Below are 15,084 nucleotides of genomic sequence, written 5' to 3'. Positions count from 1 at the left end.
CGGGCGATGCGGCGTCAGTCCCGCCCCCGGGGCGTCGGGGTCCCCGGCCCGGGGTGATGCACGGTGGATCGGGATGGGCGGGGAGCGGGGGTCAGGCGACCCCCTCGATCGATTCCCGCTCGAGTCCCCGCGCCAGGCTCAGGGCGCGTCGGAGGGCCTGGACGACGCCGACGGTGGAGGGCTTCCGCCACTTGATCGTCACGGTGATGCCGTCGCCAAGGTCGATCGTCTCGGGGTCGGGCCTGGGCGAGGGGGAGGGGCGTCGGGCCTTGATCGACTGGATGACCTGGCCGACCTCCGAGCGATTCAGGCCCTCGGCGACGACAGCCCGGGCGACCTCGGCCTGCTGTCCGGGGTCGGGGAGCTTGCCGATCTCGTAGGCGACCGAGGGGGCGAGGTCCCCCGAATCGACCCGCTCCTGGACTTCCCCCGGCAGCTCCAGCAGGGAGAGGGCCCGGACGACCGACGCCTGGCCGACGTGCAACTCCTCGGCGAGCTGGCGGCCCGACCAGGAGTTGGCGTCCATCAGGGCCCGATAGGCCCGGGCCTGCTCGACCGGCTTGAGGTCTTCCCGCAAGGCGTTCTCGACGAGCTGGACCATCAGCCGCTCGTCGGCGTCGAGGCGGGCCTCGTGGACGATGCAGGAGAGCGCGGGCAACCCGGCGAGGCGGGCGGCCCGCCAGCGACGCTCGCCGACGAGGACGATGTACAACTGGCGGTCCTCGTCCCAGCGGACCCGGATCGGCTGGAGCTGCCCCCGAACCTTGAGCGACTCGGCGAGGCGCTCGAGGGCCTCGGGGTCGAACTCCTTGCGGGGCTGGTCGGGGTCGTTGGTGATCCTGTCGACCGGGATCAGGGCGGCGTCCCTGGCCTTGGTCACCCCCTGCCATCGGGCCGGGGGGCCGCCGGGGGCCGCCCCCCCCTGCCCCGCCGACGGGACCGGTCGTTCGGCCCCCATCGACTCCCGGACGTTCCCTCCGGCCGACTTCCGCAGCGATTCGAGCTTCTTGCTCATCTCAAGCGGCCTCCTCGCGAGACTCGTCCCCCGACCGCCCCAGCCGGCCGAGGATCTCATCGGCCAGCGCCTTGATCGCCTTCGAGGCCGCCCCCCGGGGCTTGTGGTGAGTGACCGGCTTGCGGTGGGCCACCGCCTCGGGGAAGTCGGCCGCGGCCGGGACGATCGCCTCGAGCACCTCGGCGCCGTAGTCGCACCGGAGGGACTCCATGTAGAGCTGGTGGATGGCCCTCCTCGGCTGGGCCATCGTGATGAGGTAGCCGAGCAGCTTCAACGACGGGTTCACCGAAGTGCAGACCCGGACCATCGACCGCCGGACGGCCGACAGCCCCTGCGCCCCGTAGTCCTCCGGCTGCACCGGGATCAGGGCGTGGGAGGCCGCCGCCAGGGCGCACCAGGAGCACAGGTGCAGGTTCGGCGGGCAGTCGATCAGGACAAGGTCGTAGGAGTCTCCCAGCTCCCCGAGGAAGTCCCGCAGGGCGACCTGGTCGGGCCAGGGCGCCTCCTCGGGCACCGGACGGTTGTGGCGGTCGGTGTGGATCGAGCCGGGGACGAGGTCGACCCCGTCGATCCCGGTGGGCCGGACCAGCCGGCCGGGGACCGCCTCCCCGGCGTAGACGGCCGCCACCGTCTCGTCGATCGGCAGGGCCTCGGCGGCCGAGGGGCCGAGCAATCCCTGGGACAGGCTGCTCTGCGGGTCGTTGTCGACCAGCAGGACGCGACGCCCGAGCAGGGCGAACGCCCCCCCCAGGTTGTGCGTGGTCGAGGTCTTGCCGACCCCGCCCTTCATGTTCAGCAAGGCGATAACGTCCACGGTTCCTGGCTCCCTCCCGGAGGCTCGTTGTCCACCGGGAGGTATCGGCGCCGCGCTCCACCGTGGATCAGCGAATCAGCCCAACGCCCGGGGGGCCGATCCATGGTGGATCGGCCCCCCGGGGGAGGGTCGAGGGGAGGGTTGACGTTTCCTCGACCGCCGGGCCGGTCAGTCCTTCGCCGAGGTGTCCGAGGCGGCCTCGGCCGAGGCAACCGGCTGCTCCTCCAGGACCGCCTTGACGACGTCCTCAATGTGATTGGGCGTCAGGCCGATGGCCCGGACGATCCCCTCGCGGTCGACGACGGCATACGTCGGATAGTACGCGACGTTCCAGGCCTCGGAGGTCTCCTGGTCGGGGTCCTTGGCCACGGGGTATTTGATCTCCCGGTCCTCGACGACCTGGGCGAGCTTCTCCTGCCCGCTGGAGGTGCAGACGCCGATGACGAGGATCCCCTCGTCGGCGTAGGTCTCGGCCAGCTCGTTGTTCTCGGGGATCGCCGCGAGGCAGGGGCCGCACCAGGTGGCCCAGAGGTCGACGACGAGGATCTTCCCCTCCAGGTCCCCTTCGGAGAGGTCCCCATTCATCCAGTCGGTGACGGCCAGCTCCGGCCGGGGCTGGCCGGTCATCTCGGCGTGCTTGGCGTCCAGCTCGGGGTTGTTGATGTTGAAGAAATAGTCGTCGGGAAACAGGCGCTGGGCGTTCGCGGCCGGGGCGAACGCCAGGGCCAGCAGCGCCCCCAGGGCCATCGCCGCCGGGAGGCCGAGGGACCGATCGATCCGGGTCGACATCATCGCTGCTCCTCCGATCGGGCTGAGGTCGGGCCCGGGCCCCGGGGACGCCCCCGAGGGACACCGGCCGATCCGATCGTAACCGCCGAGGGACGGCCCGCCTACGGAATTCGGGGGCGGGGAGGGCAGGGGGGAGGGCGGCCGATCCACGGTGGATCGCCCCGGGACGCCCCGGGGCCGGAGGGAGGAGCGTTGCTCCGGCCTGCTACGAGAGGAGCGGGGCGAGGACCCGGCCATGCACGTCGGTCAGGCGGAAGTAGCGGCCCTGGTACTTGAAGGTGAGCCGCTCGTGATCGATCCCCAGCAGGTGGAGGATCGTCGCATGCAGGTCATGGACGTGGACCGGGTCCTCGGCCACGTTGTAGCCGAACTCGTCGGTGGAGCCGAATGAGAGTCCCGCCTTCACGCCGCCCCCGGCCATCCAGACGGAGAAGCAGCGGGGGTGGTGGTCCCGGCCGTAGTCGTCGGCGGTCAGCTTCCCCTGGCTGTAATTGGTGCGGCCGAACTCGCCCCCCCAGGTCACCAGGGTGTCCTCCAGCAGCCCCCGGCGCTTCAGGTCGATGACGAGGGCGGCGGAGGGCTGGTCCGTCTCGGCGCACTGGACTCGGATGCCGGCCGGGAGGCCGCCATGGTGGTCCCAGCCCTGGTGGAAGAGCTGGATGAAGCGGACGCCCCGCTCGACCAGACGACGGGCGAGCAGGCAGTTGGCGGCGAAAGTGCCGGGGGTCCGGGCGTCGGGGCCGTAGAGGTCGAAGGTCGAGTCGGGCTCGTCGGAGAGGTCCGTCACCTCGGGGACCGACGCCTGCATCCGGTAGGCCATCTCGTACTGCTCGATCCGGGCGTCGAGCGCCGGGTCGAGCGTCTCCTCGACCCGGATCTGGTGCAGCTCCCGGAGGCGGTCGAGCATCATCTTGCGCGCCGAACCGGAGATCCCCTCCGGGTTCTGGAGGTAGAGCACCGGGTCGCTACCCGAACGGAACAGGACCCCCTGGTGCGTGGAAGGCAGGAAGCCGCTGCCCCAGAGCCGGGAGTAGAGCGGCTGCCCCCCCTTGTCCTTCGTGATGAGCACGCAGAAGGCGGGCAGGTCCGCGTTCTCCGACCCCAAGCCGTAGCTGAGCCAGGCCCCCACCGAGGGACGGCCGGCGATCTGGGAGCCGGTCTGGAGGAAGGTGATCGCCGGGTCGTGGTTGATCGCCTCGGTGTAGACCGATTTGATGATGCAAAGCTCGTCGACGACGCCCGCGGTATGCGGCAGGAGCTCGCTGACCCAGCCGCCCGACTCGCCGTGCCGATCGAACCGGAACAGCGAGCCGGCCAGCGGCAGGGACGCCTGGTTGGCCGACATGCCGGTGAGCCGCTGGCCCTGCCGGACGGAGTCGGGCAGGTCCTTTCCCGTCATCTCGACCAGCAGCGGCTTGTGGTCGAACGTCTCCAGCTGCGACGGGCCGCCGCTCATGAACAGGGAGATCATCCGGGTCGCCTTCGGCCGGAGGTGCGGCACGCCGGGCAGGCCGAGCCCCCCCGAGTCGGACGCGACCGCGCGGCGCCCCTCGCCGTCGAGCAGCGACGCCAGGGCCGCCGTGCCGATGCCGAGGCCCGCCCGGGAGAAGAAGCGGCGGCGGTGGAACGATCGGCCGGGCTCCCCCGGCCGGGTCGGATCGATCGACATCGGCTCACCTCTTCATCTGGGTCTCGTCGTGGTTGAACAGGGCCTGGACCAGCACCGCGAACGCGGCCTGGTCGACCGGGTCGATCGAGGGGTCGGGAGGCTCGTCGCCGATCGAGAGATACGCCCCCGGGTCGGCCCGGCCGGACCGGAACTCCTCGCGCTGCTCCTCGAACAGGTCGAGCAGCACGTCGAGCTCGGCGGGGGAGGGGGCTCGGCCCAGGAGCGACCGAAACGCATGGGAGATTTGCCCCTCGATCGAGTCCCTCGCGTGCCAGGACCGGGAGGCCAGCGCCCGGGCCGCCTCGACGTATTGCGGGTCGTTGAGAAGCAGGAGGGCCTGCAGCGGCGTCGCGGTCGTCGGCCGGTCGACGGTGCAGACCTCCCGGCCTGAGGCATCCAGCGTGATCATCGACGGGGGCGGCGCCGTCCGCTTCCAGTAGGTGTAGAGGCTGCGGCGTCGGCTCCCCGGGCCGGGATCCCGCTCGTACTTCTGCCCCGAGTTCTCCTCCCAGATCCCCGGCGGCTGGTACGGCTTGACCGGGGGGCCACCGATCGTCTCGACCAGGAGGCCCGAGGCCGACAGGGCGGCATCCCGGATCGCCTCGGCCCGGAGGCGACGGCCCGGCCCCCGGGCGAGCAGCCGGTTCTCCGGGTCGGCCTCCCGGATCGAGGACGAGGCGTCGGAGTCCTGCCGGTAGGTCGAGGACAGGACGACCTGCCGGAACAACCGCTTCACGTCCCATCCCGAGTCGACGAACGACCGGGCCAGCCAATCGAGCAGCCCGGGATGCGAGGGCGAGGCCCCCTGGTTGCCGAAGTCCTCCGGGGTGGCCACCAGCCCCCGGCCGAACAGGACCCCCCAGAAGCGATTGACGGCGACCCGGGCGGTCAGCGGGTGCTCCGGGTCGGTGAGCCATCGGGCCAGGCCGAGGCGATCCCGGGGCAGGCCGTCGGGGAAGGGGGGGAGGCTCTCGGGGGTGTCGGAGTCGACCCGGTCCCCCTTCGCGTCGTAGGCCCCCCGCTCCAGGAGGAAGGTCGGGCGGGCCTCGGCCATCTCCCGCATCACCATGATCTCGGGGACGGCTTCCACGATCGCACTCCGCTGCTTCCGCAGGGCTTCGAGGGCGTCGAGCCGCTCCCGGTATCCGTCATCGTGGTTCGCTAGGTAATAGGAGAACAGTTGCTCACGGAGGTATTCCGAGCGGTGATCGCCCGTCGAGGCGAGGGCCGAGGCCAGCGCCTCACCGCCGGAGAGCTGCTCGACCTCGATCGGGGTCAGCTCCCGGTCGAAGACCTTCAGCTCGTCGACCGAGCCGCCCTTGAAGCCCCGGTCCCGGAAGCGCTGGCCGAAGGTCAGCTCGTCGCCGCCGCCGCCGGTGATGTCCTTGAACAGGTGGTCACGGACGGTCTCGACCTCGGCCGGCTTGCCGTCGACGAAGAGGGTCAGCCCGTCGGCCCGGCTCGACCCGTCATAGGTCACCGCCACGTGGACCCACTCCCCGAGGGGCATCGGGTCGACGGCCCGGATGCCGATCGCGTTGCCCGGCCAGAAGTGGACGAGCGAGGCGCCGAGGCGGCCGTCCTCGATGAGCAGCTGATAGCCCCGGCTGCCGGCGTCGGTCCAGGCCCGGGAGCGGTGGAAGATGACCGCGCGGTCCTTGGCATCCGGCGTCTTCGCCCAGAGGGCGACCGAGAAGGGCTCGTCCCGGGTGAAATTCCCCATCGGCAGGACGATGCTGTCCTCGCCGTCCAGCCGGATGCCGCCGCCGACCTTGCCGGGGGCGGCCTCCGGCCCTTCGAGCAGTTTGCCCGGGCGCCCGGGGTCGGCCCGGTTCGGGACGGCGTCCCCCTCCGGGGCGTCCAGGGGGAAATCGCCGATGAGCCCGGTCATCGTCGGGGCTCGACTCGTCTCCGAGACCCAGGCGTCGAAGGCATCCCGGCGGGCCTCGGCGAAGGCGTCGAGCTCGGCCTCGGCCGTCCGGATCCGACCCTCGAGCTCCCGGATCCGGCGCTCCTCGTCCCCCTCGTAGAGCATCAGGGTGGGGGAGGGGGTGGCGTCGGTGAAGTGGGAGTAGAGGCCGGACTCGTCGATGTCGTCGAAGAAGCTGGAGAGCTCGTAGTAGTTCCGCTGGCTGATCGGGTCGTACTTGTGGTCGTGGCAGCGGGCGCAGCCGAGGGTCAGGCCGAGGAAGGCGGTTCCGAAGGTGTCGGTGCGGTCGGCGACGTATTCGAGGCGGAACTCCTCCTCGATGCTGCCGCCCTCGTTGGTCATCCGGTGCAGCCGGTTGAAGGCGGTGGCGAGGTTAGAATCGGGGGAGGCGTCGGGGAGCAGGTCGCCGGCGAGCTGCCGGGTGACGAACTCGTCATACGGCAAGTTCTCGTTGAACGCCCGCACCACCCAGTCCCGCCAGGGCCAGACGGCCCGATAGACGTCGGCCTGGTAGCCGTAGGTGTCGGCGTACCGGGCCAGGTCGAGCCAGCCGACCGCCCGGTGCTCGCCGAACCGGGGGGAGGCGAGGAGGCGATCGACCAGGCGTTCATACGCATCGGGACGACAGTCTCCCAGGAAGGCGTCGATCTCCTCGACGGTCGGCGGCAGGCCGGTCAGGTCGAGGGTGACGCGGCGGATCAGTCGCTCCCGGGAGGCCTCCGGGGAGGGCCGGAGCCCCTCGGCTTCGAGCCGTGCGAGGACGAAGCGGTCGATCGGGTTGGTCGGCCAGGACTCGTCCCCGACCCCGGGGAGGGCCACCTCGTCGGCGATCGGGGAGAAGGACCAGTGCCGTTCCCAGTCGGCCCCCTGTTCGACCCATCGGGTGAGGAGGTCGATCTGCTCTCGGGTGAGCGAACGCCCCGAGTCGGGCGGGGGCATGACCGAGAACTCGTCGTCGGCGGTGATCCGCCAGACCAGCTCGCTCTCGTCGGGCTCACCGGGCACGACCGGGAGGGCGCCGGAGGCCGTCTCGCCGAAGGCCCCCTCCGGGACGTCGAGCCGGAGCCCGGCCTCGCGATGCCCGGCGTCGGGCCCGTGGCAGTGGAAACAGGCGTCGGAGAGGATCGGCCGGATCTGGGATCGGAAATCGACCCGGTCCTCACCCGATCGGGCGTCGCCGGGTCGGATGGCCGCGAGGGCGAGGATCAGGAGTGCCGGGATGGACCGTCGAGGTGTTCGGATCATGGGTCCATCTCTCCGGGGACGGATCGGGGCACCGGTGCGCCCGGCGCGATCCGGGGTCGACCGCCCCGGGCCGGGAGGGTCGGCCCCGGGGCGGACGCCCCGATCTCCCGATTGTAGGGGATCGGCCGCCCCGGTTCGAGGCCTCCCGGCCGGGCCAGTCCCGTCAGTGAGTCACCCCGAGAAGCCCGGCAGGCGTTCGGCCGAGTCCCCGAACCCCGGCAGGTGGATGCCGAACAGGTCGAGCATCGAGAGGTAAAGGCTGCACATCTTGCGGTTCGGGGCGTCCCGGTAGTCCAGGACACGCCCTCCCGGCAGTTTGCCGCCGCCCCCCCCCAGCAGGATCACGGGGAGCTGGGTCGCGTCGTGATTGCCGGTGAGCATGCTGGAGCAGAAGAGGATCACCGAGTTGTCCAGCAGGGTGCGATCCCCCTCCCGGACCGCATCGAGCCGCCGGGCGAGGTAGGCCACCTGGTCGAGGAAGAAGCGATTGACCTTCAGCCAGTCGTCGCTGTCGGTGTGCGAGAGGAGGTGGTGGATCATGTAGTCCACCCCCAGGTTCGGGAACCGGAGCGAGCTGTGGTCGTTGTTCAGCTTCAGGGAACAGACCCGGGTCGTGTCGGTCCGGAAGGCGAGGACGAGGATGTCGGCCATCAGCCTCATGTGCTCGCCGATGTCCTGCGGGATGCCGTCGGCGGGGCGGGGGACGTCCGGCTCCTCCAGGTTCGGCCGCCAGCCCTGGAGCTCCCCCCGGCGGCCGGCCCGGTCGATCCGGGATTCGACCTCCCGGACCGAGTCGAGGTACTCGTCGAGCTTGAGGCGGTCGGAGGCGGCGATCGACCCCCGGAGGTCCCGGGCGTCGGCCAGGACCGAGTCGAGCACGCTCCGCTCCCCGGCACGGGGCTCGTCCCGGAAGAGGCGGTCGAAGGCCAGGGCGGGGTACAACTCCAGGGGGGTCGGCGTGGTGGGGGAGCTCCACGAGATGTGGGAACTGTAGAGCATCGAGTAATTCTTGTGGACCGACGGGTTCGACTTCTCGCAGCCGAGCACCAGGCTCGGCACCTTCGTCTGCCCCGCCGAGTGCCGGGCGACGACCTGGTCGAGGCTCGTGCCGGATCGGATCTCGCCCCCCGAGGCCAGCGGGGCCCCGGAGAGCAGGTTCCCGGTCTGGGAGCTGTGGATGTTCCCCTTCAGCGCCTCCTCGTTGTAGAGGCCCCGGACGAACACCAGCTTCTCCCGGAGATCCTCCAGCGGCCGGAGGACGCCGCCCAGTTCCATCGCCTCCCCCCCGCCCCGGGCCCACCACTCCCGGCTGTGGAAGCCGTTGCCCGAGAACAGGACGGCCAGGCGGGTCGGCGGGCCGGCCGAGGCGACGACATCGGGCACGTCGTCGGCCCACGAGGGGACCGACTCCAGCCAGGGCAGGGCCATGCTGACCCCGACCCCTCGGAGGAACGCGCGTCGGGAGTGGATCGGCGGGCTCATGGGTCGACTCCGATGGGAGGGGGCAGGGGGGTGTTGGCCGGCTCGATCGCCCGGTCGGGGGTCATCGGGGCGGGGCTTCGGCGGCGAAATCCCGGCCGCGAATCTCGAGGAACTGGGGGCTCCGGACGACCGCCTCGATCGCGGCCGAGACACGCCCGCCGCCCTCGTCGAGGCCCCGACGCATCTCGTCGAGCAGCGGCTCGTCGGAGAGCCGGACGCCCCGGCCCAGGGCGTAGCCGAGCAGCTTCCGGCAGAACTGCCGGGCGAAGGCGTCCCGGCGGTCTTCGAGGAGATAGCGCCTCAGGCCCTCGATGCCGTCGACCTCCGCGCCGTCGGGCAGCCGGGAAGCCGCGTCGATCGCCCGGCCGCCGAGGTCGGCCTCCCGGAGGCGGCCGATGGCGTCGTACCGCTCCAGGGCGAAGCCGAAGGGGTCGATCCGGCGGTGGCAGGTCATGCAGCGGGGGTCCTGCGTGTGCCGCTCGACCAGCTCCCGGACGGTCAGGCCGTCGGTCGCCCCCTCGTCCTCGGGGAGCGGGGGCACGTCCTTCGGGGGCCGGGGGAGGCGCTCGCCGAGCAGGACCTCCGAGACCCAGTTCCCCCGCAGGATCGGGCTGGTCCGGGACGCGCCCGACTGCTTCGAGAGGGTCGAGGCGAGGCCGAGGATCCCCCCCCGGCCGTGCCCCGAGACGCCGTCGACCCGGCGCCAGTCGGGGCCGGCCACCCCCTCGATCCCGTAATGCCGGGCCAGGTCTTCATTCAAGAACGCGTAGTCGGCGTCGAGGATGCTCCAGACGGGCCGGTCGTTGCGGAAGAGGTCCTCGAAGAACCGGATCGTCTCCTCGTACATCGCCGGCCGGAGCGAGGCGAATGAGGGGAAGTGCCGCTCGCTCTTCTCGTCGAGGCTTGGGAAGTCGTAGACCTGGAGCCATTGGCAGGCGAACTCCTCGGCGAGCCGGCGGACGCGGGCGTCGTCGAGCATCCGCCGCGCCTCCCCGGCCAGAACGTCGGGGTCGAGCAGCTCGCCCGACTCGGCCCGGGCCCGGAGGGCCTCGTTGGGCATCGAGGACCAGAGGAAATAGCTCAGGCGGCTGGCCAGCTCCCAGGCCGACACGGGGGACGGGCCCGACCCCGGGCCGGGCCGCTCGACCCGATAGAGGAACGGCGGGGCGACGAGGATCCGGGCGATCGTCAATCGGATCGCCTCGTCGTGCGGCATCGGCTCCTCCCGGAGCGAGTGATAGAGGGCGCGGAGGGTTTCCGCTTCCCCATCCTCCAGGGGACGCCGGTAGGCCAGGGCAGCGAAGTCGATCACGGCGTCGAGCTGCCGGGGCTCGGCCTCGATCAGCTCGCGCCGGAACGCCTCGGCCAGCCGCTCGATCGGCCCCCGGAGCGGCTCGAAGACGCCCGGGTCGCCGTCCTGCGAGGCGTATTCGAGGAGCTGCTGGAAGGCCCCGACCATCTCCAGGTCGTCCTGGCTGATGAACCGGAGTTCCTCCCAGAGGCGGTCCAGCTCTTCCTGCTGCCGGTCGTCGAGCATGAGCCGGCGGAGGTGCACGTCCTCCCGGTAGTGGAGCATCAGCGTGATCACCTCGTCGACCGGCACGATCTCCGAATAGCAGAGGGCGGGCGGGAACAGGTCCCGGAAGGCGGCCAGATCCGCCTCGACGCGGCTCCTGGCCCGGCTCCCCTCGGCGGCGACGATCGGCACCCCGGCGATTGGGCCGGGGCCGGGGTTGGGATCCGGCGTCGAGGCCGAGGCAAGGAACTGGACGCTTCCTTCCTCCCCCAGCAGCCTCCCGGTCGCGACGAACTCGGAGCCCGCCACCAGCCCGGCCGGCAGCCGGACCTCGATCACCGAGCCGGATCGGACGCCGAGGCTTTGCCCGTCGATCGGGCGTCCCTCGGGGTCGGTCCCGAATCGATCCGGGTCGATGCCGAATCGGCCGACGGCCCCATCGACGGGGGCCGATCCGTCGGGGTCGATCGCCCCGAGCCGGCCGAGCAGGGGTCCCCGGTAGGAGGTGAGCTGCCGACGGAGCGCGGCGTCCGGCGCCTCGGGGTCGGCCGGCGGGCCGTCATCGATCAGGCCCCCGATCTGCCGGGCGAGCCGACGACGCACCTCCCGGTCGGACTCGTCCAGCCAACGGGCCAGCAGGGATCCATCGGGGATGACCGAATCGGCGGAGGCCTCGCCGTCGGACTCGGTGAAGAAGGCCCAGACCTCCGGGTTGCCGAGGCGGTCGGCGTGCGGGTTACCGGCCCCGATGTCGGGGGAGACGTCGGCCGCCAGGTCCCAGGACCGCTCGCCGGCCGAGACGGCCAGATCCACCGCCGTCAGGTCGCAGGCGTGATTCCCGTCCCGGGGGCCGATGCTGAGGCAGACGAGGTCTCCGGGCCCGACCGGCAGCCCTTCGAAAGGCCCGAACGCGACGGGATCCGTCCCCCTCGCCGTCCCGGAGGCGAGTCGCCGTCGCGTCCCGGGCCCCCGCAACTCCAGCCGCCACGACACCCCGTCCCCGCACTCCGGGTGGGCGTGCTCGACCCGGCCCTCGACCCGGATCGCCCCCCCGACCGGGCTCCTCCAGCCGGCCGCCACCCGGAGGGACGGCGACGGGTGCATCGCCACCGAATGCGGCCGGAGCTTCCCCGGGATCCGGACGTGTTCATCCGAAGAATTGGCCACCACGTTCGGCGTCCCCGGCTCCCCCCATCCGGCCACGAACTCGTGCCCGCCGGCCCCCGAGATCGGGCCCGAGAGGATCTCGTCGGCCGGGATCGTCGGCGGCCCCTCGCCGACCCCGAGGTAGGAGAACCAGGCCCCCAGCACGTCGGGGGGGATGCCGAGGCGATCGGCGACCTCCCGGGGTCCCCCCGGGTCGGGGGATCGGAGGATCTCCGACGCGGCATCGAGGCACTCGACCGCCCTGCCGAGCGTCTCGTCCCGCCTCGCCTCCAGTCGCCGGGCCACGGCTCGCAGGTCTCGCAGGGGCAGGTCGGGACGCCCCGGGGTCACGATCCGGGGGGATTCCCAGCAGGCGGCGACGGGCCCGGTCCCTTCCCCGGCGTCCCGGACGGACAGCGTGAGGCGCACCTCATCCCCGACTCCCTCGAGATCGCCCGGGAAGGCCACCCGCACCTCCTGGCGGTCGACCAGCGGGGAGACCGGCTCCATCCACGAGGGCGGCCCGCCGACCTTGCCGATGTGCCCCACGCGGTTGAACCGCCAGAGCGATTCCTGCCACGGGGCGACCAGATCCGAGATCGCCGATGCCGCGTCGGCCGTGTCGGCCGATCGCCAGGCCCGTCGCAGGGGGTCGAGCAGGAGCGAGGGTCCTCGGTCGACCTCCAGCGCCTCCCAGAGCAGCCGCAGGTACTTCGGGCTCAGGCCCCGGGCCTCGGCGACGGCCCCCGGCGTCCGATCCCCCCGACGGATCTCGTCCCGGGCCTCGACCAGCGCAGAAAGGTAGCGGCCCAGCGGCAGCCGGCCCCCCTCGTTCGTGTCGAACACGATCCCCTGGAGGTCGACCCGGGTGCCGTCGCCGCCGTCGGCGAAGCGGCCGTAGAAGGAGCGGATGCGGTCGACGGCCTCGTCGGTCCGGTCCCTCCGGGAGACGGCGGGGGAGAACCGGACGCCCCCGGGGAGGGGGACGGCGTGGTCGGCGACCTCGCTGGCGGCCCGGAGGTACTTCTCCAGCAGCGACGGGGACATCACGAGGGCGCCGCCCGAATTCGTGAACCCTTCCCCCGCGGCGCCGTCGGTCGGGAACTCCCGGGCCGGGTCCAGGTCCAGGCCGGTCAGGTCCCGGATTGTGTGCTCGTACTGGGCGTTGGTCAGCCTGCGGAGGACCACCGGCCCGGGGTCTCCGGCGTCGGCGAGGGCCTTCGCCCCCAGGAACCGGGCGACCCAGCCCCGGAGCCGGTCGCGGTCGGCCTGGGGGAGGGGCAGGGCACCCTCGGGGGGCATCTCGCCGAGGTCGAGCACCCGGGCGACGTCTTGCCAGGTCTCCGACTCCTCCCCCGGGTCGTCGATGCCGTCGAACGCCTCCAGGTCGATGCCCCCCTCGGCGACCTCCGAGGCGTGGCATTCGAAGCAATATGTCCGGAGGACCGGGCCCGCCTCGACCCCGAACCGGGCGGCGATCGCCGCCGCGTCGCCCCGGTCACCTTCGTCGCCGACGGCCAGGGCCCCCGACGCCGACACCGCCGGGGCCAGCCCCGGCCCAAGGATCGCAAGGCCGACCCACCAGCCCCCTCGGGTTCGCACGGCGGCGCCTCCCCCTCTCGTCGCATCGCCCGACGCCCGATTCTCGGGGCCGATCTGACGCAACCGCTCCGATGACTGGCAGTTCGAGCGAGTTTGACAATCGCTCAACAACGACCGACCCCCATCATATCGGGCCCCCGGGCCCCCGTCCAGGCACCGGGAAGAGGCTGGAAACGACCGCCCAACCATCCACACACCGCCCGGATAGCATACCGAAACGGACACTCACGTAAAGAATACGGAAGGACGCCGCCGGCCCGCGTACACGAAGTTCGGGCGCAATCGACGCCCGACCTCGCCCGGCCGGGGGGGACGGGCGAACGCGAACGGGACGCGGCGAAGGCCGGCGGACGGCTCAGCGTGCCGGGGGCTCGTCCCCGGGTGCCGGGGGGGAGAAGAGGGGGTGGTGCCGATCCCGGAGAAGGGCCCGGATGTAGTCCTGCCGGAGGACCCGGCGACGCATCCGCTGGAGGGCGGGGGAGTGCCCGAGGTCGTCGTACCGGGTCGGGTCGGCGGAGCGCTGGGCGGCGGCGTCGAGGGCGGCCTTCCCCTCGGAGTCGAGCGCGTCCCAGTAGGCGTCGATCGCCTCGACCTCCTGGCGGGCCCGGGCCTGCTCGGCGGCCCTCCGATGCCGCTCGCGGAGCGCCTCCAGCTCGAGATGGAGCCGACGCTCCTCCTGGAGGCGGCGGTCCTCGGCGGGGACGAATCCCCTGGGGGGGGCGTAGTCGCGCCGGATCGACTCGACGAGGTAGCCGGCCGGGCTCTTGCGGACGCGGCGGTCCTCCTTCGACATGAGCCAGTCGAAGATCTCCAGCTTCGAGGAGACTAGGGCGGCCGGGTGCTGCCCGACCAGCTCCCGGGCGGTCGATTCGGTCACGCCCCTGGCCGCCAGCTCCCGGACCGCCGGGTGGTCCGCCCCTGCGCGTCCCGGGGTGGGGGCGGGAGCCCCGGGTCCCCCCGGGGTTCCCGCCCCCAGCTCGACGGCCGCGGCTTTCTTGAAGCAGACGAGCCACTCGCGGCCCTGGCGGCGGAACCGATCGGCCTTCGGCATCGGCTCGAGGTAGCCGACCGATTCCAGCTCGACGATCGCCGGCCAGAGTTTCTCCTTGATCTTGCCGTTGTGGGCGTAGGACCGGCTCAGGCCGATGTGCTCCAGGGCGAAGTCCCGCAGCTCGAAGGCCCACTCCGCCTTGTGGTAGAACCGCTTGTCGAGGAAGCGGTACATCCGCTTCGAGGTGTGGTAGTTCAGGCCCTTGTACAGGCGGTAGTCCAGGCTCTTGAGGTAGCCCGACCGGCAGCTCCGGAAGAAGACCTTCCCCCAGCTGACCGCCGACCGGGCCTGTCCTCCCCCCCCGGTGCTCGATCGGCCATCGACGACCTCGAAGCTGTCGACGATGTGGAAGCCCCCGCTCGTCCAGCGCCGCTCCGAGTGGTCCCACCACGAGTTCCGGTAGGAGAGGTACGTGCTGGCCCACCGGTGGAGCGACTGCACCACCCGGGCGTAGCTGGACCCCTTGTCGGCCCAGCCGAGCAGCTCGATGAGCTGCAGGCGCGTGAAGTGGACCTCGGGCCTGGCGAAATTATTCTGCTGCTTGGTCAGCTGGAGCAGGGCCAGGATGACGTCGTCGTCGGCGGCCGTCGGCAGGCCGTATTTCTCCGGGCTGGTGATCGTGAGCGAACGGACGACTTCCCGGCCGCTCTGGGCGTCGAAGATCGAGTCGTGGAACTCGATCTCACACTGGCCCCGGGGCGCCCGGTCGCAGAGCAGGGCGATCGGGAACTCGGCCAGGTTCATCTCGTCCCGCCCGGGGACCGCGATCGGGGGAGGCCCCTCGCCCTCCGGGTCATCCTCGCCGGCCCTCGTCGACTGGGTCAT

General features: G+C 71.9%; 8 protein-coding genes. All 8 read right to left on the bottom strand.

What is annotated here, in order from left to right; genetic code table 11:
* Positions 1-91: 91 nt before the first annotated feature.
* The gene (locus ElP_RS34435) at positions 92-1,015 is read right to left on the bottom strand and encodes a ParB/RepB/Spo0J family partition protein (protein ID WP_197447169.1); all 924 of its coding nucleotides are present in this window, start codon (positions 1,013-1,015) and stop codon (positions 92-94) included.
* Between the two features lies 1 nt (position 1,016).
* On the bottom strand, positions 1,017-1,829 hold the full coding sequence (locus ElP_RS34430) for a ParA family protein (RefSeq protein WP_145279220.1): 813 nt from the start codon (positions 1,827-1,829) through the stop codon (positions 1,017-1,019).
* Positions 1,830-1,997: 168 nt separating this feature from the next.
* Positions 1,998-2,621: a TlpA family protein disulfide reductase gene (locus ElP_RS34425; protein WP_197447168.1), complete on the bottom strand. Its 624-nt coding sequence runs from the start codon at positions 2,619-2,621 to the stop codon at positions 1,998-2,000.
* Between the two features lie 202 nt (positions 2,622-2,823).
* Positions 2,824-4,287, bottom strand: coding sequence for a DUF1501 domain-containing protein (locus ElP_RS34420; protein ID WP_145279216.1), 1,464 nt, complete (start codon positions 4,285-4,287; stop codon positions 2,824-2,826).
* 4 nt (positions 4,288-4,291) lie between these two features.
* Complete coding sequence (locus ElP_RS34415; protein ID WP_145279210.1) at positions 4,292-7,462, bottom strand: DUF1553 domain-containing protein; 3,171 nt, start codon at positions 7,460-7,462, stop codon at positions 4,292-4,294.
* A 171-nt stretch (positions 7,463-7,633) separates the two neighbouring features.
* Positions 7,634-8,944, bottom strand: coding sequence for a DUF1552 domain-containing protein (locus tag ElP_RS34410; RefSeq protein WP_145279208.1), 1,311 nt, complete (start codon positions 8,942-8,944; stop codon positions 7,634-7,636).
* A gap of 61 nt (positions 8,945-9,005) precedes the next feature.
* Positions 9,006-13,208, bottom strand: coding sequence for a DUF1592 domain-containing protein (locus ElP_RS39050; RefSeq protein WP_197447167.1), 4,203 nt, complete (start codon positions 13,206-13,208; stop codon positions 9,006-9,008).
* Between the two features lie 355 nt (positions 13,209-13,563).
* Positions 13,564-15,084 carry a replication initiator protein A gene (locus tag ElP_RS39045; protein ID WP_197447166.1) on the bottom strand — a complete coding sequence of 507 codons (1,521 nt, stop codon included), beginning with the start codon at positions 15,082-15,084 and terminating at the stop codon, positions 13,564-13,566.

The organism is Tautonia plasticadhaerens (assembly GCF_007752535.1).
Classification (GTDB): Bacteria; Planctomycetota; Planctomycetia; order Isosphaerales; family Isosphaeraceae; genus Tautonia; species Tautonia plasticadhaerens.
This window is presented reverse-complemented; position numbering and strand designations above follow the sequence as displayed.